At 68.8% G+C, this 24,667-nt stretch carries 22 protein-coding genes; 5 read left to right on the forward strand and 17 right to left on the reverse strand.

Annotation, left to right across the window (positions count from 1 at the left end; all coding sequences use genetic code 11):
* Positions 1-9: 9 nt before the first annotated feature.
* Positions 10-2,223, forward strand: a complete 2,214-nt coding sequence (locus tag T333_RS20195; RefSeq protein WP_496425456.1) for a glycoside hydrolase family 3 N-terminal domain-containing protein — start codon at positions 10-12, stop codon at positions 2,221-2,223.
* Positions 2,224-2,415: 192 nt separating this feature from the next.
* Here the strand turns inward: T333_RS20195 and T333_RS20200 are convergent, their stop codons facing one another.
* The 4 genes from T333_RS20200 to T333_RS20215 all read right to left on the reverse strand — a co-directional run bounded on the left by T333_RS20200 (position 2,416) and on the right by T333_RS20215 (position 6,760).
* On the reverse strand, positions 2,416-3,036 hold the full coding sequence (locus T333_RS20200; protein WP_496425457.1) for a TetR/AcrR family transcriptional regulator: 621 nt from the start codon (positions 3,034-3,036) through the stop codon (positions 2,416-2,418).
* Positions 3,037-3,285: 249 nt separating this feature from the next.
* Entirely contained in the window at positions 3,286-4,023 is a 738-nt protein-coding gene (locus T333_RS20205; RefSeq protein ID WP_496425458.1) for a DUF8020 domain-containing protein, read from the reverse strand.
* Positions 4,024-4,045: 22 nt separating this feature from the next.
* A complete protein-coding gene (locus T333_RS20210; protein WP_496425459.1) occupies positions 4,046-4,753 on the reverse strand; it encodes a DUF8020 domain-containing protein in 708 nt (235 codons plus the stop codon).
* A 243-nt stretch (positions 4,754-4,996) separates the two neighbouring features.
* On the reverse strand, positions 4,997-6,760 hold the full coding sequence (locus T333_RS20215) for a sulfatase family protein (RefSeq protein ID WP_496425460.1): 1,764 nt from the start codon (positions 6,758-6,760) through the stop codon (positions 4,997-4,999).
* Positions 6,761-6,882: 122 nt separating this feature from the next.
* On the opposite strand from T333_RS20215, the gene T333_RS20220 reads away from it, so the two are divergent.
* Entirely contained in the window at positions 6,883-7,800 is a 918-nt protein-coding gene (locus tag T333_RS20220) for a lipase family alpha/beta hydrolase (RefSeq protein WP_496425461.1), read from the forward strand.
* Positions 7,801-7,850: 50 nt separating this feature from the next.
* A complete protein-coding gene (locus T333_RS20225) occupies positions 7,851-8,465 on the forward strand; it encodes a PadR family transcriptional regulator (RefSeq protein WP_496425462.1) in 615 nt (204 codons plus the stop codon).
* Between the two features lie 26 nt (positions 8,466-8,491).
* Here T333_RS20225 and T333_RS20230 read toward each other — a convergent pair whose 3' ends face one another.
* Positions 8,492-8,806: a DUF202 domain-containing protein gene (locus T333_RS20230; RefSeq protein WP_496425463.1), complete on the reverse strand. Its 315-nt coding sequence runs from the start codon at positions 8,804-8,806 to the stop codon at positions 8,492-8,494.
* The gene (locus tag T333_RS20235; RefSeq protein WP_496425464.1) at positions 8,803-9,168 is read right to left on the reverse strand and encodes a YidH family protein; all 366 of its coding nucleotides are present in this window, start codon (positions 9,166-9,168) and stop codon (positions 8,803-8,805) included. The genes T333_RS20230 and T333_RS20235 overlap by 4 nt, the downstream gene beginning before the upstream one ends.
* Before the next feature lie 320 nt (positions 9,169-9,488).
* On the opposite strand from T333_RS20235, the gene T333_RS20240 reads away from it, so the two are divergent.
* Positions 9,489-10,448, forward strand: a complete 960-nt coding sequence (locus tag T333_RS20240) for a formylglycine-generating enzyme family protein (RefSeq protein ID WP_496425465.1) — start codon at positions 9,489-9,491, stop codon at positions 10,446-10,448.
* 132 nt (positions 10,449-10,580) lie between these two features.
* Here the strand turns inward: T333_RS20240 and T333_RS20245 are convergent, their stop codons facing one another.
* Positions 10,581-11,846: an MFS transporter gene (locus T333_RS20245; RefSeq protein WP_496425466.1), complete on the reverse strand. Its 1,266-nt coding sequence runs from the start codon at positions 11,844-11,846 to the stop codon at positions 10,581-10,583.
* Positions 11,847-11,928: 82 nt separating this feature from the next.
* Entirely contained in the window at positions 11,929-12,501 is a 573-nt protein-coding gene (locus T333_RS20250; RefSeq protein WP_496425467.1) for a helix-turn-helix domain-containing protein, read from the reverse strand.
* 73 nt (positions 12,502-12,574) lie between these two features.
* On the opposite strand from T333_RS20250, the gene T333_RS20255 reads away from it, so the two are divergent.
* Positions 12,575-13,537 (forward strand): TauD/TfdA dioxygenase family protein, encoded by a 963-nt coding sequence (locus T333_RS20255; protein ID WP_496425468.1) that lies wholly within the window; start codon positions 12,575-12,577, stop codon positions 13,535-13,537.
* A 45-nt stretch (positions 13,538-13,582) separates the two neighbouring features.
* Here the strand turns inward: T333_RS20255 and T333_RS20260 are convergent, their stop codons facing one another.
* From T333_RS20260 to T333_RS20300, 9 genes are all read right to left on the reverse strand, one after another.
* Positions 13,583-14,404 carry an alpha/beta hydrolase gene (locus T333_RS20260; protein WP_496425469.1) on the reverse strand — a complete coding sequence of 274 codons (822 nt, stop codon included), beginning with the start codon at positions 14,402-14,404 and terminating at the stop codon, positions 13,583-13,585.
* Between the two features lie 166 nt (positions 14,405-14,570).
* Positions 14,571-15,716 carry a galactonate dehydratase gene (dgoD, locus tag T333_RS20265; protein ID WP_496425470.1) on the reverse strand — a complete coding sequence of 382 codons (1,146 nt, stop codon included), beginning with the start codon at positions 15,714-15,716 and terminating at the stop codon, positions 14,571-14,573.
* On the reverse strand, positions 15,713-16,465 hold the full coding sequence (locus T333_RS20270; RefSeq protein WP_496425471.1) for an SDR family NAD(P)-dependent oxidoreductase: 753 nt from the start codon (positions 16,463-16,465) through the stop codon (positions 15,713-15,715). The genes dgoD and T333_RS20270 overlap by 4 nt, the downstream gene beginning before the upstream one ends.
* A gap of 36 nt (positions 16,466-16,501) precedes the next feature.
* Positions 16,502-17,458: a sugar kinase gene (locus tag T333_RS20275; protein WP_496425472.1), complete on the reverse strand. Its 957-nt coding sequence runs from the start codon at positions 17,456-17,458 to the stop codon at positions 16,502-16,504.
* Complete coding sequence (locus T333_RS20280) at positions 17,455-18,102, reverse strand: bifunctional 4-hydroxy-2-oxoglutarate aldolase/2-dehydro-3-deoxy-phosphogluconate aldolase (protein WP_496425473.1); 648 nt, start codon at positions 18,100-18,102, stop codon at positions 17,455-17,457. Before T333_RS20280 ends, T333_RS20275 begins: the two co-directional genes overlap by 4 nt.
* Positions 18,103-18,133: 31 nt before the next feature.
* Entirely contained in the window at positions 18,134-19,069 is a 936-nt protein-coding gene (locus tag T333_RS20285) for an SMP-30/gluconolactonase/LRE family protein (RefSeq protein ID WP_496425474.1), read from the reverse strand.
* 107 nt (positions 19,070-19,176) lie between these two features.
* Positions 19,177-20,457, reverse strand: a complete 1,281-nt coding sequence (locus tag T333_RS20290) for an MFS transporter (protein WP_496425475.1) — start codon at positions 20,455-20,457, stop codon at positions 19,177-19,179.
* Between the two features lie 280 nt (positions 20,458-20,737).
* Positions 20,738-23,749 carry a glycoside hydrolase family 2 TIM barrel-domain containing protein gene (locus T333_RS20295; RefSeq protein WP_496425476.1) on the reverse strand — a complete coding sequence of 1,004 codons (3,012 nt, stop codon included), beginning with the start codon at positions 23,747-23,749 and terminating at the stop codon, positions 20,738-20,740.
* Between the two features lie 505 nt (positions 23,750-24,254).
* Complete coding sequence (locus T333_RS20300) at positions 24,255-24,662, reverse strand: VOC family protein (protein ID WP_496425477.1); 408 nt, start codon at positions 24,660-24,662, stop codon at positions 24,255-24,257.
* Between the last annotated feature and the right edge of the window lie 5 nt (positions 24,663-24,667).

Here is a 24,667-nt window from a genome sequence, read left to right on the forward strand (position 1 = left end):
TTACATCCGTTGATCCCGCAACTGACCGATGCCGAGAAGGCGGCGCTGTGCACCGGCGCCACCTTCTGGGAACTGAACGGCGTACCGCGACTGGGCATCGACGGGATATCGGTCGCGGACGGCCCGCACGGGCTGCGTAAACAGGATCAGGTCGTGGACCACCTCGGCCTCGCCGAATCCAAGCCCGCCACCTGTTATCCCACCGCGGCCGCCATGGCCTCGAGCTTCGACGTCGACCTGCTCACCCGAGTCGGCGCCGCACTGGCGGTGGAGGCGCGCGCCGCCGGTGTCTCGGTGCTGCTCGGGCCGGGCGTGAACATGAAGCGAAGCCCGTTGTGCGGGCGCAACTTCGAGTACTACTCCGAGGACCCCCATCTTGCCGGTCGGCTCGGCGCGGCCTTCGTCCGCGGTGTGCAATCCGGCGGCGTCGGCGCCTCGGTCAAACACTTCGCCGCCAACAACCAGGAGCGATACCGCCTGTCGGTCTCGGCCGAGGTGGATGAGCGCACCCTGCGGGAGATCTACCTCCCGGCATTCGAGACCGTGGTGCGCGAAGCGCGGCCCTGGACGGTCATGTGCGCCTACAACCGTCTCAACGGCGTCTACTGCTCCGAACATCCGTGGCTGCTCACCGAGGTGCTGCGCGATGAATGGGGCTTCGAGGGCCTGGTCGTCTCCGACTGGCTGGCCGTCAACGACCGCGCGGCCGGCCTCGCAGCAGGCCTAGACCTGGAGATGCCGCACAGTCCGGACGGCCCCACCCGGGTGCTGGAGGCGCTCGAATCCGGCGAACTCGAAACCGCAGACCTGGACCGTTCGGCCACACGCGTGCTCGAGCTGCTCGACCGAGCCCACGCCGCCACCGGACCTGCCGTCGTGAACGCCGAGGAACACCACCGGCTGGCTCGTGAAGCCGCGCGTAAATCCGCTGTGCTGCTCAGCAATTCGGGCGCGCTGCCGCTGGCGCGGACCGGCGGGCCGATCGTGGTCGTCGGCCCGTTCGCCGAGCAGCCCCGCTACCAGGGCGCGGGCAGCTCACGGGTCAATCCGTACCGGGTGGACGAACCCCTGGCCGCCCTGCGCGCCGAATTCCCGGACCGCCGCATCGACTACCACCCCGCCTACGACGACGCAGCCGCCGCGGCCGTAGCCGCCGCCGCGGAGGCGATCGTCTTCGCCGGTCTGTCCGAGGACGCCGAATCCGAGGGATTCGATCGCGACACCCTCGACCTGCCCGCCGAGCAACTGGAATTCCTGGAGCGGGTGCGCGCCCGGGACGGTCGCCTCATCGTGGTGGTGCAGGCGGGAGCCGCTGTGCGCCTGCCTTTCGCCGATCACGCCGACGCCGTCCTGCTGACCTGGCTCGCCGGGCAGGCCGGCGGTTCCGCGCTCGCCGAGCTGCTCAGCGGAGCGCACTCGCCCTCCGGCAAGCTCGCCGAAACCCTGCCCGTCGACCCGCGGCACGATCCGGCGTTCGGCGCGTTCCCCGGTGACGGGCGCACCGTGGCCTATCGCGAGGGAATCCTCGTCGGCTACCGCTGGTACGAAACCCGCGGTCTGCCGGTTGCCTTCCCCTTCGGGCACGGTCTGACCTACACGCGCTTCAGCTACTCGGATCTGGCTGTCGAGGTGGATCCGGTGACCGCCACCGGCACCGTGTCGTTCACCCTCACCAACGCCGGCTCGGCCGCCGCCGCTGAGATCGCCCAGCTGTACGTCGCCGATCCCGTCGCAGCACTGCAGCGGCCCGTCCACGAATTGAAGGGCTTCGCGCGAGTTCATCTGGAACCCGCCGAATCACGAAGGGTGACGATCGAACTAGACCGTCGCGCTTTCGCCTACTGGCATCCGGACGCTGGCGACTGGGTGGTCGAGGCGGGCGACTTCGACATCCAGGTCGGTGCCTCCAGCGCCGACCTGCGCCTCACCGCGGCCGTGCGGCTCGACGGAGAACCGCTGCCGAGCCGCCCGCTCACCCCCATCGCGGCCACCGGGGACTGGTTGGCCGACCCCGAGTACGGCTCGCGCGTCCGCGAGGTGCTGGCCCGTGCGGGCGGCGGCCTGGTCGGTCTGCTGCTCGACGATCCGGACCTCAACCGCGCCCACTACGACACCCTGCTGGCGATGCCCATCAACCGTCTCGGCCGATTGGGCGAGGTCGAGTTCGACACCGCGGCGCTGGCTGAAATCACGAGTGCGGCAGAGGTATTCGACCTCGGGTGAATTCATGCGGTGGGCGGCGTGCACAGAGCGCCGCCGTCCACCGCGGCGCGGGTGGCCGGATGGATTCCGGCTGTTCCCGAGAGAAGGGCGTCACCGACCGGGCGCGGGCTTGGCCGCGCCCGGCTTCCGGCGTGCGCGGTTCGCCGGCGGCAAGTGCGGATTCATCGCGAGAAGCGTTCGCGGGCGGTCGGTTCAGGCTTGGGGTGCGGGAAGGCCGAACCGGTTCGCGAGCAATGCCGCGAAGGTCCGCATGCCGGCCACCATGTCGAAATTCTCGTCCAGTAGCCACTGGTGTTCCAGGCCGAGGAAGGCGGCGATGACCAGTCCGGCGATATTCTCGGTATCGGGTGGGTCGCCGGATATCTCGCCGTCGCGCAGGGCGCGTTCGGCCACCGCCTCGATCTCGGTGCGCATGCGGGCCAGGCGGGCGCGGGACCATTCGCCGGCGATCTCGGCGCTGTCGCCGGGGGCGAGGGCGCACAGGTGCTCCAAGCGAATCACCTCGCGGTTGCGGAGGTTCTGCTGCGCTGTGCGCACCATGAGGTTCAGTGCCTCGGCAACGGTCAGATCGCCGTAACCCTGGACCACCTCGTCGGCGGCCGGGTTGCCGCGGTCTTCGAGTACCGCGATCAGCAGCGCCCGCTTATCCGGAAAGTGGTGCAGCACACCGGGTGTGGACAATCCGACGGCTTTGGCGACCGCGGCGATGGAGGTGCCGGCATAGCCGCGCTCGGAGAACAGGTGCAGGGCCGCGCGGCGGATGCGCGTGCGGGTCTCCCGGCCGGTTTGATCAGCCACCAAGGTACGTGCCACGCCACACCCCTTCCTGTTGTCGTGCTGGGAGACGCCGTCGTGCGTCGCACAACTCTATCCAAGGGGGCGGATAGATCCTCGTGGGCCTGGTCGCCCGCCACAAGGCCGCCCTCGGACCAGCGGCGGTGATCCGAGGGCGGCGCGGAGCGGGACGATACTCGCCCGCGTGGGGAGGGCCGGTCTCGCGGTCTATGTGCCGCAGCCGTAGGAGATCCGGCCCCGGCCGCAGCCGCCGCGCGGCCCTATCGGCTACCTGCCGGAGCCGCTGGAGGAGCCGGCCTTGAGGCCGCTGGCCGAACCGCTCGGCAGCCGCAGGTTCGCGTCCGGAACGCCCGTACCGTTCGGATCGAGCATGCCGTCCTGGCCGGCGAAGGGGCTCTCACCCGGCGCTGCCTGCAGTGTGGTCAGGTACTTCCACACGCCGTCGGTCAGGGCGACGCCGCCGACGACGAGGGTTCCGAGGACTCCGCCGCCCGCGGCGAACGCGGCGATCGCCGCGGGCGCCGTCGCCAGGCAGCCGGGCCCCACCACGAGGCATGAGCCCAATCCGATGGCGGCTCCGACCAGCGCGCCGATCACCGTGCCCGCCAGCGTCCCGATGAGCGGGCCCTTGGACATATTGGAGGCCAGTTCGTTGAGCGCGAGCTGATTCTCCAGCGGTGAGGCCACCGGCTGTGCAACGGACGGGGTCAGCAGCAGTCGCCGGCCGTCGTCAGCGATCTCGTGCAGGATCGGATGGGCGGCACCGTCGAGTTCGAAACTCAGGGGCAACGTGAGCAGCGACCCCTCCCCGGATTCGCTCTGGACCAGAACGGACTGCCGGTCCGGGGCCAGCGCGAAGCGGGCGTGGGTGAGTTCGGTGATCACGGTGGCCCCGACCGCGGCGGACCGGTACTCCGGCGCTGCGGGCTCCGCTGTCGCGGTGCCCGTGGCGGCCAGTGCCCCGGTGGCCAGCAGCGCCGCGAAAGTCGTTGTGCGCAAGGTCATCTGCATTACCTCGAATCCGGCGTCACTGCCCGGCGGCCGGGGTCTGGCCGGACCGGTCACCGACGTACTCGCCGTACTTGCTCTGACCGGGCTCAGCCCGCAGGGTGCTGACGTATTCGAAGAGTGCGACCGCGACGGTCGGGCCGCCGCCGAGTACCAGGCCGGTCAGACCGCCGACCGCCGCGACCAGGCTGACGATCGGCAGCACCGCCACCACGCAGCCCAGGCTCAGCACCACACACGCCGCTCCGGAGACAGCGAGGCCGACGCCGATGCCGAGTACCGCGCCGATGGCGGTGCCCACCAGGCTGCCGACCGAGGTGCCGATGCTGACCGAGTTGATCAGATCGTTCATGGCCAGCTGGTTCTCCACCGGCGAGGCGATCGGTTGCAGCGCGGTGCGGTCGACCTCGCTGACATCCGGGGTGAGCCGCAGTGTGCGGCCGTCGGCGTCGATCGCCGGGCGCAGCGGCAACTGCTGCCCGTTGAGGGTGACCGTCGTGGGCAGGGTGTCGAGCACGGTCCCGGACAGGTCTCTGATGGTGATCGCCTTGTCGGCGGCGAAGGCGAAGATGCCGTGTTCGAGGGTGGTGACGACGGTTTGCTGATCCAGCACCGTGTGGTACTCGACCGGCTGCGGGGCGGCTGGTTCGGCGTGGGCGGTCGCGGTGGCCGCGAGAACACCGGCGGCCACCAGGGCCGCGGTATGCGTCGCGTGGCGAATCTTCATGGGGTTCCTCATTTTCGGAGTGCGCCGATTCGGTGTCGGGCGCGGTGCTGCCGCGTCGGGTGGCGAAGACGCCTGCACGAGGGCCGTTGATGGGTCCTCCTGTTCACGGTGTGATCCGTCGAATCGAAGCCGTGAATGACGGGCGGCACTAACTTACTTAGTAATCGGTATGCCTGTTGCGGGTTTCCGAAAATTTCCGAAATCCCCATGCGCCAAGGCGGCGGCCGCCGCCCCGGCGGCGTGCTATAGAACGGCCAGCTCGTCCGCGATGGCGTGCAGGGTCGGCGCGGGCAGCAGCCCGGTCGCCACGGCGGCCAGATCGAGCAGGCTGACCCGGCCGAGGGCCTGGATCATTTCCGAATCGGCCATGGCGGGCAGATGGCGGCGCAGAATCTCGGCAGCCGCCGATTCATCCACCAGCTGCCGGATCGGCGTCCGGATCGACAGCCGGGACTCCGGAAAGTCTCCCGGTCCCGGCAGTGGGGTGGCGGCCTGCAGCGTTCGCTCCCGATGGGCGCGCACCAGCAGATGTTCGTGGCCGACCGCTCCGGTGGCGGGCAGGCCCATCCGCTCGAACTGGCTCGGCGGCGCGTCGCTGGCCCGCATCGCCTCCACCATGAGGGTGGTCATACGCAGTTCGACCTCGTCGTCGACGAGCGGGCACAGCTGCTCGGGATCCTCGGTGAGGTCGAACAGCAGGGTGCCCTGGGTGTACGGGTTGATCAGAGTGCGGCCCGTAATTCGCAGGGTGCGAACACCTTTGGTGAAGTCGAAGGGCTCGGTCAGTTCCAGATCCGTCAGTTCCTCCGGAGTGAAGCGGCTGCGCATATGCGTGGGCATGAGGGTGTGCTCGTACAACGGCGTGTTGTCGGCCCGCACGGGTGCGCGCATATAGACGTAACGCCCGTCGGTGACGTTCACGTGACCGCCGTGAACGCCGAACAGAGCTGCCCGCCGGGTGGGGGAGTCGGCGGCGGTAGGCAGCGGCCTGCCCTGCATATCGCGTGGTCGCTCGACGCCGAAGTAGTCCAGCAGGGTGGGGGCCAGGTCGATCGTCTGGACCAGCGCCGACCGGCGCTCGCCCGCCGTGCGGGTGCGCGGATCCCAGACGAACAGCGGCAGGTGGACCAGTTCGTTGAACCACGGTTGCACCGATTTGCCCCACCAGTTCTTCTCGCCGAGCAGGAAGCCGTGATCGGTGCAGACGATGAGCAGGGTGTCGTTCCAGAGATTCGCCTCGTCCATGGCGTCGAGCACGCGTCCGAGGGAGTGATCGCACATCGACAGCAGGGCGGCGTACTCATAGCGCGCGTGCTGCACCTGGTCGTCGGTCTCGGAGACGCGTTTGTAGTCGGGCCAGTCGAAGTGCGGGCCGTCGTAGTCGTGAGGGTAGAGATCCTTGTACGCCTGATGGCTGAAGAACGGCTCGTGCGGGTCGAAGGTCTCGATCTGGACGAACCAGCGATCGGCGCCGGCGTTGGTGTGAATGAACTCCAGGCCCGCGTCGAAGGTCAGGGTCTGCGGATGGCGGTCCTCGGTGGTCAGGTGCTGCCGGTTGACCCAGTCCTGCCGGTAGGACTCCAGGCGCAGTATCTTCAGATCCTCGGGCATCTGCGGGTCCGCGACCTGGCCCTTCCACGGATCGCCCTCCTGGCCGCGGAAACACTCCCAGGTGCTGTAGCGCGGATGGTAGGTGGCGCCGCCGTCCTCCCAGTAGTGCGGGTGGTCGCTGGCCAGATGGGTGTGGATGCCGTTCTGTTTCAGCAGCTCGGGCATGGAGTCGTCGAACGGCTCCAGCGGGCCCCAGCTGCGGTGCAGGAAGTTGTAACGGCCCGTGTGGATTTCGCGCCGGGCCGGCATGCACGGCATGGAACCGGCGTAGGCGTTGTCGAAGGTTGTCGCGCGCTGGGCCAGGCGGGCGAAGTTCGGCGCGTGCGTCCACTCCGACCCGTAGGGCGGCAGCATGCGCCGGTTGAGGCTGTCGAACATCACCATGATCGCCTTCATGGGCTGGTCCCTTCATCGGTCGTGATCGCCGGTGGCCTGCGGCCGGGCGCGTTGACCCACTATGACACAAGTGGCATAGTCGCCGAAGTAATCCACGTCGGCCGAAGGGGCTTCGAGAAGTGATGTCAACGATCTCCACGCCGTGGCGGTGTGCCGCGAGCGCGTTCCTCGCCGCGGGCATACTCGCGGCCGCCACCGCGACACCCGCGTCGGCCGCGCCCATCCCCGAAACGCTCGACGAGGCCGCCGACATCGCGCCGCCGCCGGGCTCCAACGAATGGGACTGCCGACCGTCGCAGCGTCATCCGCGTCCCGTGGTGCTGGTGCACGGCACGTGGGGGAACCGGAGCGCGTGGAATGTGCTGTCGCCCAACCTGAAAGCCGAGGGCTACTGCGTATTCGCCCTCAACTACGGCCGCGACACCAGCAGCCTCGTCGGCGCGATGCCGGGGAAATACGGGACCGGCGATATTCGTGAATCGGCGCGTGAGCTGGCGCGCTTCGTTGATCGGGTACGCGGGGCCACCGGCGTGGAACAGGTCGATATGGTCGGCTTCTCTCAGGGGTCGGTAACCGCCCGGCAGTTTCTGCGGTTCGAGGGCGGCGCCGACGAGGTCGCGACTATGGTGCTGATCGCGGGTCCCAACCATGGGACGACTCTGAGCGGCCTGGGCGGCGAACTACCCGCCGAGCTGCTCGAGCGAGTCCGTGACATCGCGGTCGATCGGGTCGCGGGCGTTGCGCTGCCGCAACAGTTCGTCGGCAGCGATTTCATCACCACGCTGAACGCCGGAGGCGACACCGAGCCGGGCGTCGCCTACACGGTGATCGCCTCGCATGCCGATACCGTCTCCACGCCGCCGGAGGCGACCTTCTTGACCGCCGGTCCCGGCGCTACCGTCCGCAACCTCTGGGTGCAGGACCTGTGCGTCTCCGATACCGCCGGACACGGCGACATGCCGAAGTCGCCGACTGTCGGCTATCTGGTGCAGGCCGCTCTCGATTCCGGATATTCCGGCGACCCGTGCCCGGGCGCGTAGCCCTGCGGTGAACCCCGCGCCGCACAGCCGGATACCATGGCACTAGTGGCATGGCAACGCTGTTCGGTGGAAGGGATCTCACTACGGTGAAACTGGAACTGCTGCTGCTCGGCATCCTGGGTGTGCAACCCGCCACCGGGTACGACCTGAAGAAATTCTTCGACACCCACGGCCGCTTCATGCGGCCCAATACTCAGATGAGCCAGGTGTACCGGGCGTTGGGCAGGCTGTCGGAACAGGGGTTGGTCACCTATGAGGTGCACGAGCGGCCCGGTCCGCAGGATGCCAAGACCTATCACGTCACCGCCGAGGGCCTGACCGTCTTCCTCGACTGGCTGACCGGCCCCTACACTCCGTCCACCCGCTACAAGGATCCGGAATTCGAGGTGCGCCTGAGCTTCGCGGGCTTCATGAGCGAGGAGCATCTCCTGCGGCTGCTCGAGGTGGAGATCGCCGCGCGCCGGGATCAGGTGGTGCGTTTCCGCGATCGCGACCGGACCATCGAACCGCAATCGGGTTTCCCCTTCGATCTCGAGCTGGAAAACGCGATCACCGAACGCCTGCATCTCTGGGGAACGACCGACATCGATCTGCACATCGAGCGGCTGGAAGTGCTCCGCAAAGATCTTCTGGACGGACGCCTGCGATCGCAAGACGCGCGCTGACTGGGCTGCGGTCGGGACGGCTGCTCTCAGGCGTGAAGGTCGAGCAGCAGGACGACCGCGACCACGCAGACCGACACGGCCGATGCCGCGGCCAGCGGCGGCAGCGCCGGGTGATCGCCGGGGGCGTTGTCCCGGATCAGCGTGCGACCGCGCCTCCAGGCCGCCACCGCGATCACGATCAGGGCCAATGCCGAGGAGGCGGGGACCAGTGCCGCGAGAGGACCGGTGCGCTCGGTGCCGTGGTGCACCAGCAGCAGGGTCACCGTCCCGGCGGTGGCGGCAGTGCGCCGCCACGCCAAGACTGTGCGCTCGGCCTGGAGGCCAGGGTCGCGGGCGCTCATGAGGCGGCCATCGCGAATGCCGCGACCCCGCTGATCAGTACAACCGACACAGCGAGAATCGGTAGCAGAGGTGACCTCGGCAGCGGGCGGTCGGCGCGGATCGCGGCGTCCACTCGCCGCCAGCGCTGATATCCCCCGGCTGCCATCAGTGCGCCGAGTGCGATGCACGCTATGGACATGCACGTTCGCGTCCACGGGGTGCCGAAATGGCGGACGAGTTCTAGTACGGCCACGCCGCCGGCGAGGAGGGCCAAGGCCGTCCGGATCCAAGCGAGGAAGGTGCGTTCGGCGGCGAGAGTGAACCTGTAGTCGACGATGTTCGGTTCGTCGGCTCCGTCTTCGTGAAATGCGTTGTCGGGCATGGCTTCTGCTGGGCTCCGTAAGTTCGCTGCGGCTGGCTGGGGGAGGGGCGGCGCGGCCGCGTCTGGCCGCGTCTGGGGGACGCCCCCGGGGTGTATGGATGGCACGGCCGCGCGGGGACGAGTGGTGGACAGCTGGGCGGGCGGCTCGATCTCCTGGCCGACGTGGTGCAGACACATCGCCCAGTATGACACTAGTGTTATAGTCTAGCGTGGGCAGCAGCTCGACGCCCGGGCGGGATTCGGAAGCTGTCTCCACCACGGCAGTTGCCGAACGCGTGCGTGCTCCCCGATTCCCGCTTGGACCAGCGCAGGAGGTTGCGATGGCGGATACCCGTGAATCCACGCACTGTTGTATGCCCGCGCGGAATACCCAGCGATCATCGCGACCGGCGCCGCTCCGTCCCTCGGACCTCGCCCCGAGTACTACCGAGGGTATGGTGCTGCTGCTCGGCGGGGAATTCCGCATGGGCACCGATTCGGCCGAGGGCTACGCCTCGGACGGTGAGGGGCCGGTCCGTACGGTCCGGCTGGCGGCATTCCACATCGACGCCTGCGCGGTGAGCAATGCGCAGTTCGCCGCATTCGTCGCCGCGACCGGATATCGCACCGAGGCCGAACAGCTGGGCTGGTCCTATGTTTTCGCCGGGTTCGTCCCGGCCGCACTGCGCCGGGCCGCGCCTCGACCCGAACGCACCCCCTGGTGGTGCGGCATCGAGGGCGCGAGCTGGAATCACCCCGAAGGTCCGGGCAGCGATCTGGCGGGCCGGGCCGATCACCCGGTGGTCCACGTGTCCTGGAACGACGCTCACGCCTACAGCCGGTGGGCGGGCAAACGCCTTCCGACCGAAGCGGAATGGGAGTACGCCGCACGCGGCGGGCTGGACCAGGCTCGCTACCCGTGGGGCGACGACCTCGACCCCGGCGGCGAATACCGCTGCAATATCTGGCGCGGCAGCTTCCCCGCGAAGAACACCGCGGCCGACGGCTATCGCGGCACCGCGCCGGTGACGGCATTCCTCCCGAACGGTTTCGGTCTCTACAACATGTGCGGGAACGTCTGGGAGTGGTGCGCCGACTGGTGGAGCACCGACCACGGAGTCGGGCCGCTCAGCAACCCGCGCGGCCCGGAAAGCGGTGACGCCAAGGTGATTCGAGGCGGTTCGCATATGTGCCACGACTCCTACTGTTTCCGATACCGGGTCGCCGCCCGTTCGGCGAACACCGTGGACAGCTCCGCGGGGCACACCGGCTTTCGCTGCGCGAAATCACTGGAAGAATAAGAACATTCATCGCAGGTGAATGTTGAACGGTCTGCGTGGTGCGGGCGAAACCCGCTACGGGGCAGAATCGCTCGCGAAGGCGGCGGATTGCGAGCGGGGCCGGACGGCCGGTCGGGACGGGTCCGTACGGGGTCAGCGGGCCTTGATCGGCACCACGGCCAGTGCTCCGACCAGTCCTACGGCGGCGACGGTGAGATAGAGCGCGTGGTATCCGCCGAAGGCGTTCACCGCCGTCGCGGCGGCGACCGGTGCGAGCGCATTCGGTAGCGCGGCAGCGATATTCAGCATGCCGAGATCTTTGGCGGCGTCCGCGGAACTCGGCAGGACCTGGGTGGCCAGCGCCTGATCGACCGAAATGAAGATGCCGAACCCCGTCGACAGCATCATGAACGAGGCCACGATGCCCGGCACGGTGGGTGCGGCGACCGGGATGAGCGAGGAGGCCGCGATCGTCAGCCCGCCGATCAGCACGATGATCTTGCGGTTGCCGATCCGGTCGGAAATCGGGCCCGAGAGGCTCACCGCGAGAAGGAATCCTGGCAGGCAGATGGCGGCGATCTTCGGCGTCAGGCCGGTGGCTTCGCTGACGGAGAGGCCGATGTGGTCCTGCAGGATGTACAACTGGAACGTCTGAATCATGAAATACCCGCCGAACAGCAGGAACCGGCCGAGGAAGACCCAGAAGAAGTCGGGGTGGCGGCGAGGGTCGATCCACATGGACGCGGCCGTGGCGCGCAGGGATACCGGCGGCACGGGCACGGCGCGGTTGTCGGCGTCGGGGTTCCGGGCCAGGAACAGGACGACGATGGCGACGATGGCCGCCGCACCGATGGTGTAGCCCAGCGCGATGCGGGTGGCGAAGACCGAACCCACGGTCGGCGCGATCACGCCGGCCGCGATGATGCCCAGCCCGGCCAGCGAGGAGTAGCGGCCGCGCGCGTATTCGGGCACTCGGTCCGGCTGGATCGCCGAGAGCGGTCCGGCCAGAATATGGCAGCCGATATGCGCGCAGGTGGCGGTGACGAGCAGCATCGCGATCGAGGTGGACAGGCCGGTGGCGACCAGGGCGACCGCCCCGAACACCGTGCCGCCGAGCATCCACGGGGCGCGGGCGCCGAAGCGGCTGCGGGTGCGGTCCGACAGCATCCCGGCCAGCGGCTGAATCGCGATGGACGCGCAGGCGACGACGGTGTGCACCAGGGCGAGGGTCGCGACCTTGTTCGCCGGGTCGAGGAGTTGCACCTGCAGTGCGGTGAAGTAGGCGATGAGGGCGAACCCGAGTTGCGGGGCGGCGGACGCGAGCGGCGTCCAGCGGAACAGTCGGCGCAGGGCGGGGGAGAGCGGGGGGTGCGCGGTGAGCGGGTTGTCGGCCGGTGGGGCGGGGGCGGGATGCGTCACGCGGGTCCTCGAAGTTCGAACGGGAGAGGAATCTATTCCACAAGTATCACGGATACTATGACACTAGTGGAATAAGAAGCCGCTAAACCTCCGGCGTCGGCTCCAGGATCGCCCGGGCACTTCGGTCGGCGTGCCGGTGCAGTTCTTCCTCGGTGAGATCGGTCAATCCAGTTGCCGCGCAAAGGAAACCGCCGAACAGCTGCCAACCGAGCTCGAGGGCGGCGGCGTCCGCGGCGGCCAACGCCGCCGCGCGATCGTCGGGATGATGGACCCGCGCGCGGGCGACGAGCTGGGACATGATCGGGAACTGCTGCTGTAGTTCACCCACCGGGTAGCCGTCGAGCAGGCAGCGGGCCAGCACGGTCCAGTGCAGGCGGATCTGGCTGTCGTCGACGGTGAGCGTATTGAGATCTCGATCCGCGCCGGCGCTGCTCAGGTACTCGAGCACCCCGCCGACCAGGTTCTCCTTGGCCCCGAAATGGCGGAAGACCAGGCCGTGGTTGACGCCGGCTCGTTCGGCGATGTCACGGATCGAGGTGGCGGCCGGTCCGCGCTCGGCGAACAGCTGCGCCGCGCTCTCCAGAACCGCGGGAACGATCGCCTCGCGTCCGGTGTGTGGGGGTTTACCGCGATTCGTTGCCGAATTTGTAGTCATGTGACTACAGTAGCGGCAACCGGATGTAGTCAATCGACTACAGGCAGCCGGTTTCGCACAGGAGGTTTCCACCATGTCCGACAATGCTGTGATCGCCGACCGTGATCCGGGCGCGGATATCGGCGTCCGAGCCATTCGCATCCCAGGATCACCGCTGATCAGCGGCCCGTTCACACATCTCGCCGCCGAACGCGACCGGCTCGCGGCGCTGCGCTGGAAACATTTCGACGCTGTCGGAGTCGGTTCGACACTGGGCGCCGAGATCCACGGCGTCGACCTGACCACCGATCTGCCGGACCCGGTGATCGCGGAGCTGCGGCAGGCGCTGCACGACTACAAGGTGCTCTTCTTCCGGGATCAGCCGGTCACCCCCGAACAGCACGTGGCCTTCGCTCGCCGATTCGGCACGCTCGAGGTGCACCCGTTCATTCCCTCCAACACCGGACAGCCTGAACTCGTGCGATTCGAGAAGAGCGAGCAGGTGGCGGGTTTCGAGAACACCTGGCATCACGACGTGACCTGGCGTGAAACCCCGTCGATGGGTGCGATCCTGCACGCCCTCTCCGTGCCCGCGATGGGCGGAGACACCTTGTTCTCCGACATGTACGCGGCCTACGAATCCCTGGAGGAGGAGGTGCGGGACCGGATCGAGAATCTCGAGGCGGTCCACGATTTCACCCGGGCCTTCGGGCACTCGCTGCCCGAGGAGCAGCGCGCGCAGATGCGGGCGAAGTTCCCGCAGGTGCGTCATCCGCTGGTGTGCACGCATCCGGAGACCGGCCGTCGGCATCTTTACGTCAATCGGGTCTTCGTCGAGCGCATCGAGGGGCTCGACCCAGACGCGAGCGCGGATCTGCTGGACCAGCTGTGCCGTCAGGCCGACTATGCCGAGCATCAGGTGCGGTTGCGGTGGCAGCCGGACACCATCGCGTTCTGGGACAACCGTGCGGTGCAGCACTACGCGGCCAGTGACTACTGGCCTCAGATCCGAGTGATGGAACGCGCTTCCATCGTGGGCGGACGACCGGTCCGCTGAGTGCGCCCGGCCGTCGGCGGAGTTCGCCGGCGGCCGGTGCGCCCGCTACAGGCGCTCGGCGAAGAAGTCGAGTGTCGGCGTGAGGGCCAGGCCGGTGTAGGCGATGGCATGTCCCTTGCCGGGGACGACATGGGTGGTGACCTCGGTGCCCTGCGCGCGCAGACGGGTGGCGAAACTCGTCATCTGCTCGATCGGCATCAGTTCGTCCTGTGCGTTGAACAGCAGAATGGGCGGACTGTCCGGGGTCGTGTGCAGGGCGGGGGAGGACTGCGCGGCCTGTTGCGCGCAGTCGGGCAGCAGCGGGGCGCAACCGAGGTATACCACGGCCGCATAGGTCGCTACCAACGCGTTGCGCGGGGTATCTCGCGCGGTCAGGTCGTAGGGCCCCGACCAGCCGGCGGCCGCGGCCAGCGGCGATCCCTCGGTGACCAGCGCCTGCATCATCAAGTGCGCTCCCGCCGAGGTGCCGAGTCCCCCGATGCGGCCGGGATCGATGCCGAAATCCGCGGCGCGGTCGTGGATGTGGCGGATGGCCGCGCCCACGTCCTGATACTGGCGCGGGGCGCGGGGTGCGGCGAGGCTGTAATCGATGGTGATCGCGACGAATCCGCGTTCGGCCGCCGCACGGGCGATCGGATCGAGCAGGTCGCGCTTGCCGCCGACCCAGGCTCCGCCGTGTACCAGGACGAGGCCGGGTCGCGGGCCGGCGTACCCGTCGGGTCGGTAGACGGTCAGTTGCTCGTCGCCGTGGGCGGTCGGGTAGCTCGATTCCTGCATCGAGATGCCCGACGCGGTCGCGTCCGGCGTGGACGCTCCGATAAGCGCGGCCACGACCGCCGCTGCGCCGAGGAGATTCCTGGTGCGCACGAGTGACTCCTGTGTGGTTCTGTCGGGCGCTCGTCACGGTCGTGACAAGGCTGTGGCCCGTGGTTCTTCGGCAATCAGACTATTCCACTTGTGGAATAGATGGCGCAAGGCGTCGGTGTCTTGCCGCCAGCCTCGGGTTGGTGATCGCCGTGCGCTTCGGGGCCGCTCACCACTCGGCCAGTGCGCCGTCGTCGCGCCGCCAGATGGGGTTTCGCCAGCGCACCGCCGATTCGGCGGCCTGCTCGACGGCCCGTTCGTCGATCGTCACTCCGAGGCCCGGCCGTTCGAGTAGGGCGATGTAGCCGTCGCGGAATGTGAACGGCGTGGGGTCGACGAGGTAGTCCAGCAGGTCGGAATGAGTGTTGTAGTGGATGCCGAGGCTCTGTTCCTGGATGAGCAGGTTCGGGGTGGCGAAGCCGACCTGCAGGCAGGCCGCGAGCGCGATCGGGCCGAGCGGGCAGTGCGGGGCCAGGGCGACGTCGTAGGTTTCGGCCATGGCGGCGATACGGCGCACCTCGGAGATACCGCCCGCGTGGGAGAGGTCGGGCTGTGCGACGGCAATGCCTTGCGCCAGAACGTTTTTGAAGTCCCATCGCGAATAGAGGCGTTCGCCGGTGGCGATGGGCACGCTGGTCGAGCGCACGATGTCGCCGATGTGATCGCTCATCTCCGGCACGACGGGCTCTTCCACGAACAGTGGCAGGTAGGGCTCGAGTAGAGGGAGTACCCGCCGTGCCATGGCGCTGGTGAGCCGCCCGTGAAAGTCCACGGCGATGTCGAATTCGTCGCCGACCGCGTCCCGGACGGCGGCGAGACGGTCCACGATCGCCATCGTCGCCGCGGGGGTGTCGAGGAGCCGCATCTCACTGGACGCGTTCATCTTGATCGCGGTGAAACCGGCGGCTTTGCGGTCGCGGGCGGTCGCGGCGACGTCGTCGGGCCGATCGCCGCCGATCCAGCTGTAGATGCGGATGCGGTCTCGGACCGCGCCACCGAGCAACTGCCACACGGGCACGCCGAGTGCTTTGCCCGTGATGTCCCACAGGGCCTGATCGATTCCCGCGACGGCGCTGGCGAGAATAGGGCCGCCGCGATAGAAGCCGCCCTTGGTGAGGACCTGCCAGTGGTCTTCGATGCGCATCGGGTCGCGGCCGACGAGATAGTCGGCGAACTCGTCGACCGCCGCGGCCACGGTGTGCGCTCGGCCTTCCACGATGGGTTCTCCCCAGCCGACGATGCCCTCGTCGGTGTCGATACGCAGAAAGCACCAGCGCGGCGCGACGATATAGGTTCGCAGGGCGGTGATCTTCATTTGGAATCCTTCTTCACGCTCCACCCGCCGTCGACGACGAGTTCGGCTCCGGTGATGTACGACGCCTCCGGGGAGGCGAGGAAAGTGATCGCGGCGGCTACCTCCTCCGGTGCCCCCATCCGGCCCAGGGCCGTCGCGCGTGCGGAGAGTTCCCGGTCTGCGGTGGCAACGCTGTCCCAGGCCGGCGTGAGGATGGGGCCGGGCAGGACGGCGTTGACGCGAATGGCCGGCCCGTATTCGACCGCGAGTTGACGGATCAGCGCGCAGGTTCCGCCTTTCGCGGCAGCGTAGGCCGGATACCCGGGCAGCCCGAAGTGCGCGTGCACGCTGGCGACCGCGATGAGCGTGCCCTCACGGGCGAGCAGTTCGGCGTGGAAGGTCCGCATCGCGAGGTGGAGCGGGGTGAGGTTGATCGCGAGTTCGCGCTGCCATGCCTGCAGCGGCAACAGGTGGGCGGGTGCATCCGCGTGCTGGGTTGCGTTGCTGCACAGAATGTCCAGGCCGCCGAAGCGTTCGATCACGGCCTGTCGCACGGCGGCCCAGTCATCCTCGGAGGTGACGTCGCACCGGTGGTAGTGCGCGCCGCCACCGGCGGCGCGGATATCCGCGGCGACCTTCTCGCCCGCTTCGTCGGCGATGTCGGTGATGATCACGGCCGCGCCGGCGGCGGCCAGCCGGTGGGCCGCCGCCGCACCGATTCCCGAGGCGGCACCGGTGACCAGCGCGGCCTTGCCCTGCAGTGGGGGCATGAATGACTCCTCGTCGAGCTCGGGCTGACCGCGGGGTCAGCGGATGATGTCGTCGTCGCTGAGCAGCGTCAGTTCGTCCGCGCGCGGCAGACCGTCCCAGTCGCCCGGGACCGAGATGCCGAATGCGGCGCATGTCGCCGCCTGGTGGAGCCGTTGCGGGATCGGCGCGGCGTCCAGCACCGCCGCGAGGTACCCGGCGACGAACGCGTCCCCGGCGCCGACCGGATCGACACAGGTGACTGGCAGTGCCGGTTGGTGGTGGTCGCGCCCGTCGCGATGGGTCATCGCGCCGTCGGCCCCGAGTTTGATCACCACCTCGCCAGGTCCGAGCGCCGCGATGGCCCGTGCCGAGCGTGCGGGGTCGGCGGGCGCGCCGGTGAGCAGTTCGGCCTCGTCGGTCCCGGCGAAGACCAAGTGGGAGCGGGCAGCCAGTTCCTGCAGTTCCCGGGACGCCTGCGCGCGCGACCACAGCGCCGATCGATAGTTGACGTCGAAAGAGACGGTGACGCCGTGCTTTTCGGCGATGTCGAGCGCCCGGTGCGCGGCGGCGGCGCTGGTGCTGCTCAGGGCCGGGGTGATGCCGGTCAGATGCAGCACGTCGGCGGCGGCGATCAGGGATTCGTCGAGGTCCACTGGCGCCAGGCGCGAGCCCGCCATCGCTCGCCGGTAGTAGCCGACGCGGGTGCGGTCCGCGGTGCGTCGCTCGCGCAGCATGAGTGCGGTGGGCGCGGTGGCGAGTGTTCTGGCGGCTGTCACGTCGACGTCTTCGCCGCGCAGGCACGCCAGCACCAGGCGCCCGATCGCGTCGTCGCCGACGCACCCGATCCAGGCAGTGTGGTGGCCGAGTCGCCGGACTCCGATCGCCACTGTCGATTCGGCTCCGGCGGTGCCTAGGCGCAGCAGTGCGCCGTTGGTGAGGGGGCCGGGCACGATCGTGGTGAGCGCACCCATGGTCTCGCCGAGGGTGACCAGCCGGGGCATGGGCCGGGTCATCCGCGCAGGGCTTCCAGGAGTGCGGCCGCCCGCTCGCGCAGCGCCGGCAGCGAGCCGCCGCGGCAGGCGTCGCCGAGCAAGGGTGCGCCCATGCCGAGGCCGCACGCTCCTGCCGCGAGATAGTCTGCGGCGGACTCTATTTCGACTCCACCTGTGGGGAGAAGCGCGATATCGGGGAACGGGCCACGCAGCGCTCGGAGGTAGGCAGGGCCGCCGAGCTGTCCGGCGGGAAAGACCTTCACGACCGATGCGCCCGCCTGCCAGGCCGCGAGCACTTCGGTGGGTGTGGCGGCCCCGGCCGCGATCGGCACGGCGAGCGCGTGGGATTCGGCGATGACGTCGAGACGGGCGGCGGGTGTCACCAGGAATTCCGCCCCGGCGTCGCAAGCTCGGCGGGCGTCCTCGACGGTGCGGACGCTGCCCGCGCCGAGCAGGAGTGATTCGGGTGCGGCGCGCCGGCATTCGCGCAGTGCGTCGAGTGCTCCTGGTGTCGTGAGCGTGAATTCGGCGGCGGTGATGCCCGCCTCGTGCAGGGTCATGGCGACGTCGGCGAGGTGGGTCGGCTCGGCGGCGCGCAGGATCGCGACGATCGGTGGATCGGGGCGCAGGTGTAGGCGTGGGGCGGGACGGGCAGGAGATTGCATGTGATCATTCCTCGGCGGGCGGCGCTGATGGTCAGCGAAAGACGTTGGGAGGCAATCCGATCGCGCCGGTACGGCAGGTGAACAGGCGACCGGCGTGTGGTTCGGCGCGGCGTGTGTGCGCGTTCAGGCCTTCGGATGCCGTGGTGATGACCAGAGTGTCGAGGTCCGGTCCCGCGAAGACGCAGCTACTGACCTGGGACGCGGGTACTTCGACGATTCCGGCCAAGCGCCCGTCCGGTTCGTAGGCCCGCACCTGGCCCGCCCCCCAGGCGGCGACCCACACCCGTCCGGCGGCGTCCACGGTGAGGCCGTCGGGTTCGCCGGTGTCGAACTCCGCGAACGTCCGGCGGTGGCTCAGAGCGCCGGTCGCGAGGTCGTAGTCGAAGGCGTCGACGCGGCGAGTGGGGCTGTCGGCGTAGTAGAGGGTCGTCCCGTCCGGGCTCCAGCCCAGTCCATTGGAAATGGTGATGCCTTCGAGCAGGATGTGCACGCGCGCGTCGCGGTCGAGGCGATACAGGGCGGCGGCCGCGGGCGCATCGGCCTTGGTGCCGGCGAGTAGCCGTCCGGCCGGGTCGCAGGCGGCGTCGTTCATACGCCGGGCGACGCCGTCCTCGGGCACCGGAACCGTTGCGACCCGGCATTGCTCGCCGTTGCCGCCGAGCCGGGTGAGCGACAACCCTGCCGCTGCGATCAGTCCGCCCTGACCGTCCGGTACGACCGCTCCGACCGGTTCGGGAAGCGTGCGGGTGGCGTGGCGCGTGATATCGCTTCGCCCTGAGGTGTCGTACCGCAGGGTGCCGCTGTGGATGTGGCCCGCGGTGATGTCGACCCAGTGCAGTTCGCCGGTCGCGGGGTCCCAGAGCGGTCCTTCGGTGAGGACGCCGGGCGCGATGCCGCAGGGCGCGGCTTGCCAGTACCGGACCGGCGGGGTGTCTGGGATCGAGCCGCCGGGCGTCGCGAGGCTCATCGAGAGCCCCCGGTGCAGGACGCCGACCGTAGGGGATGGGCGCCGATGTGTGGCGTGCTGGTGGTGGTGTCGGTGAGAATCACTGCTGCACAGATTCTTTCGGGTGATCAGCGGACGGAGCGGATGGGCAGGATGCACAGGGAGCCGAGTGCGGTGACCGTGCAGGCGGTGGCGAAGAACATCGCGTACCCGCCACCGGAGCCGATGATCAGGCCCGCGAGCGCGGGTCCGAGCGCGGCCGCCAGATGCGTGGCCACATGGGCGAGGCCGACATGCTGGGCGGCCGACTCCGTGGACGGCAGCACCAGCGAGATGAGCGCCTCGTCCAGCGAACGGAACGCGCCGTAGCCGAGGGCGACGACGACCACGCAGGCCAGTACCGCGGGGATCGACGCGGCGAACTGGAGCAGCGCCAGCCCGGCGGCGAGGAGCACGGCCGCGCCGAAGACGAATGGTTTGCGGCGTCCCGCCCGGTCCGACCAGATCCCCGACACCGCCAGCGAGATGACCACCGCGACCGCGCTGACGGCCGACACGACCGGCAGGTAGTGCAGCGCGCGATCGCGGCCGAGCCCGACATGATCGCCGAGGATGTACAGCAGATATCCGTTGACCATGATGAACCCGGTCATCACCAGCAGCCTGCCGAGGAAGACCCACGCGAAATCGGGGTGTGCGCGCGGGTCGACCCACAGCTCACGCCACGAGAACCGTGCGGCGTCGGCGGCTGGCCGGGGCTCGGGTCCGCTGACCACCGCGTACGCGATGGCGGTGCCCACGAAGATCAAGGCGATGACCGCGTAGGGCAGCAGGTAGCCGCCGCCCACCGATTTCGCCACCAGGAGCTGCCCGAGGATCGCACCCAGCACCCCGCCGAGTCCGATCACTGAGGCGAATGCCCCGCGCGCGGGTTCGGGCACCCGGTCGGGCAGTGCAGCGCCGAGGGTCGCGGTGGTGGCGGTGAGCGCGATGGAGGCGGCGCACCAGGCCAGCAGCAGTCCGAGGAACGTGTCGGTCACCGCCAGTCCCAGCAAGGCGACCGCGCAGGCCAGTGCGCCGCCCACGATGTAGGGTGCGCGCCGGCCGTATCGGCTGCGCGTGCGGTCGGAGACGATGCCCCACGCCGGCTGGGTGATGGTCACCAGGGTCGCGGCGACGGCGGCGAGCAATCCGAGCTTGAACTCCTTGCCGTCGGGATCGATGTCCTCGATCTGCATTGCGATCAGGACCTGGGGTACCGCATTGACCACCAGCTGCATTCCGAAATTGGCTGTGCCCAGGGTGATTCCGAAGCGGCGGCCGGGCGCTCGCGTGGCCGCCGCTTCGGGCGGCGAGACGGGGTCGTCGGACTGAGGTGGTTTGTCGTCGTTGACGGAGGTGTTGCGCACGAGCGCTCCTTCGAATGCGCCGCCGGCTGGCCGGCATGCTTACCAGTCGGTTGTTCAGTAGGGCCTGGCAGTGCACCGGCATCCCTGTCGTTCCGGTGCGCTGGCATCCGGAATCTCACCGCTGTGGGCGAGTTCCCGGCCACGTGGGCGCCGGGATGACAAGCGGCAGCTCTGTCCAGGCGCTGGTCAGTGGTGCGGCGGGTGCGTGGCGATATCGACCCGAACCAGGCGGGTGCGCCGATTCGGCCGAATCCGCGCACCCGCGAGCGTCTTTCGGGCGTCACGGTCGTGGTCGTGCGCTGTACTCCGGACGCGGGGTCGCCAGGAACCAACTCCAGGCCGTCCTACCGGGACCTATCCGGAACTCGGGGCGCACGTCCGGACCAACCGAGGCCGTTCCGAGCCCGCGGTGCGCCACGTCCATGTGCACGACGGTGTGCTCACGCGGCGGCAGCTCCCAGACATGGGCATGGGCGCTCAGATCCTCGACAGTGTGTCGTGACACCGAGATCTGCATCGGCTGCGCGAACCCGAATTCGATTGCCGCCGTGCCGGTCAGCGTCAGCCGTGTGACTCCGCCGCGGCCGCCGTTCTCCTGCGGGCGCAGATACGGCACCGCCATGTCATCGATCGGGGATTCCCAGCGACCCAGTAGCGCGGCCGCGCGCCGGTCCGCGTAGTTCTCGTGCGGTCCGTCGCCGAACCAGTCGCATCGGTCGAAGCCGGGTACGAGTCGCAGTTCAATTCCAATGCGGGGCAGTTCGGCGATCGCGTCGGGGACGTGCACGACCTCGTCGAAGCGGATCAGGCCGTCATCGAGCACGGTGATCTCCTGCGTGTGCTCGATCGCGACCCTCGCGGGGGTGAGCAGCCGCGCGCGGATTCGGGCTGTGTTCCCGGTCACGACGACCTTGTCGCAGATCCGAACCGTCTCCGCGAGCCCTGAATGCTGGAATCTGCCCCGCACGAAGCGGGACCGATCGTTGTCGGTGGGCGCGCGCCACAGGCACAGCCGGGGCGGCGCGGCGAGCAGCGGGTGCCGCAGCAGGCCGTCGTCATCGAGATCGAGGCGGTAGTCGCCGCGAGAGATCGGCCGCACCGCAACCCGATCGCGGATGATGATCTGCCGGACGTCCAGTTCGGTGCCGGCGTCGGCCCACCCGGTGGCGGTCGCCGTGCGGAGGTGGATGTGCAGGGCGGCCGGACCGGTGCCGACCAGCTCGGCGAGGGTCTCGCCGGGCAGCGCGACGCACGCCGTGGCCCCGGGGGCCGTGGGCGGCAGGGGTATCGGTCGCGCCGGGCCAGTGCCCGCGTCCGTCGCCACCGCGACCTCCAGCATCAGGCCGGTGAGGTCGGCGAAACTCTGCTCATTGCGGACCACCAGGCTTCCGGTGAGTGCTCGGGCGGCGTCACTCAGCACCGTCACCGGACCGAATACGTGGCGGACTTCGGTCATGGCCGGGTGCGGCGTCCCGTCCGGGAAGAGCAATCCGTCGATGCAGAACTCCCCGTCGTGCACCGCCTCGCCGAAATCGCCGCCGTAGCGGTATCGGCCGTCGTCGTCCGGGTCCAGCCCGTGATCCCAGAGCTCCCAGATGAACCCGCCCTGAAGGTAGGGTTCGCTGCGAATGACGCGCCAGTACTCGTCGAGCGAGCCGTTGGAGTTGCCCATGGCGTGCTGGTATTCGCACATGATCAAGGGCCGCCGGGCCTGCGGATGCCGGGCGTATATGCGCAGCGCCTCCGGGGTCGGATACATGGGGCACACGATGTCGGTGGCGGCGGCGCCGGTGTGCCAATCGTGGGCTATCGCGCCCTCGTAATGCACCGGACGCGTCGGATCGGCGCGCCGCACCCAGGCGGCCGCCGCGTCGTGATTGGATCCGTACCCGGACTCGTTGCCCAGTGACCACACGATTACGCTCGCATGATTCTTGTCCCGCAACACCATTCGCGCCACCCGGTCGACGAAGGCGGGAAGGTAGCGGGGGTCGTCGCACAGCGATGCCGCGAAGTCGTGACATTCGATATCGGCTTCGTCGAAGACGTAGAACCCGTATTCATCGGTCAGCTCCAGGAATTCGGGCTGATTCGGGTAGTGCGCGGTGCGGATCGCGTTCACGTTGTGCCGCTTCAGCAGCGCGAGCTCGCGTTCGAGGTCCGCGCGGGTGAGCGTGCGGCCGGTGCGCGGGTGGAAGTCGTGCCGGTTGACCCCCTGGATCCACACGCGCCGTCCGTTCACCAGCAGATCGCCGTCGCGGATCTCGACACGTCGGAAGCCGATGCGCCGGCTGACGCGCTCGATCAGCGTGCCGTCGGCGTCGCGCAGTTCGACGATGAGTTCGTGCAGCGCGGGCGTCTCCGCGGTCCACGGAGCGATGCCCGGCAACCTCAGCCGCAGTGTGGCGACCCCGGCAGGGCCGGGGAACAGGCGCGCACGCAGGGCTTCGGCGAACGGGGCGACCTGCGGCGGCAAAGGCTGCCCCGCGGTGGTGGCGCTGTGCAGTCCGAAGAGGTCGATGCCGTCGAGCTCGGGTGGAATGGCGCTGCCGCCGGGCAACTCCCGGCCCCGGCGGACCGGCACCTCAGCCTCCGCCGTGGCGCCCGCGACATAGGTGTGGACGGTCATTCCGGGGCGGAGGTCACCGCCGACGCGTGTGGTGAGATCGAGCGTTCCGGCGGCGCTGTCGCTGTCGTAGTCGGCGACGACAGTCAGATCCTCGATATAGGTCATGGCGGTGGCGTAGAGATGGACGTCGCGGGTGAGACCCGCGTGCCACCACTGATCCTGATCCTCCAGGTAGCTTGCCGCCGACCAGCGGACGACGTTGAGCACGAGTTCGTTGTCCCCGTCGCTCAACGCGTCAGTGATGTCGAACTCCGCGGCTAGATGGCTGTCGGTGCTGGTCCCGATCTCCTGGTCGTTGACCCGCACCAGCAGCAGACTCTCCGCCGCGCCCACCGACAGCACGACACGACGTCCGGCCCAGCGCTGCGGCACGGTGAAGGTCCGCGCGTAGACCCCGGTCGGATTGGCCGTCGGCACATGCGGGGGGACGCCGTCGAACGGCATCGTGACATTCGTATAGACCGGCCGGTCGCCGAAACCCTGCATGGTCCAAGCCCCCGGCACGGTGATCTCCGACCAGACGTCCCCGGGCGCCGCGTCGGGTGCGTTCAGCAACTGGAACGCCCACCGCCCGTTGAGATCCAGGCGGTCGTCGTGGGGGACGGCGTGTGCCGGCACCCGGCCGCTGCCGGTGTGTTCAGGAACGCTCCAGACAGCCTTCATGGGCGTCCTTTCCTTGTGGTGAAGTCTGCGTCGCGCCCGGGTTGAGTCGGGATGCGCGACGACAGAGTAGCCTACTTAGTTATAAGTAAGTTAGCTAGGTGGGCGGAGTCCCTGATCCACAGCGTGATCGGACGAGCGTGTACCGAGGACGGCATGACGCGCCTTTATGGTGGTCTCCACCGTCGTGTCATCGGCCCGCGACAACCGCCGCAGCTCGGCGGGTTGTTGGTCCCGACGTGATCATCGTCGGATGGGTGGCTTCCAGCGGCGGCGGTGAGCCCGGGGCGCTGGCCTCCCTAGTCCTTGGCGCCTACGACCAGGCGGGTCGCCTCGTCTATGTCGGGCAGGCGCCGGGGCCCTACGCCATCCCAGCTGGCGGGGGCTGCGTATAGAGATCGACGCCAACGCCGTCGGATTGCCCGAGTAACAACCTCGGTCCGAGCTAGGAGTTGAACGTCGGAGCGCTATGCGTTGTTGTCTCCACCGGCGTTGTCGGACCCCGCGATCAAGATGATGCCGGTGCTGGAGGGCCGAGTAGATCCCATCGGTTGCCCGAGATGTCGTTGAAGACGGCGACTCGGCCGTACGTCTCGGTGCGCGGCTCGGTGACGAATTGCACTCCCGCAGAACTCATTCTGTGATAACTGGCGTCGAAGTCGTCGACTCGGAGGAAGAACCCGACGCGACCCGCGACCTGGTTCCCGATCGCGGGTAGCTGCCGGTCGCCATCGGCGCGTGCGAGCAGGATTCCAGCAGCCGAGGCTGGTGGACGGACGACAACCCACCGCTTCGGCCGACCGTCGTTGGTCAGCGAAGGCGAGTCCTCTATCAGGTCGAAGTCGAGGATGTTCACGAAGAAATCGATGGCTGGGTCGTACTCGGCTACAACGATCGTGACCAGTTCCAAGTGCACGGCTC

The organism is Nocardia sp. CNS-044, assembly GCF_059570515.1.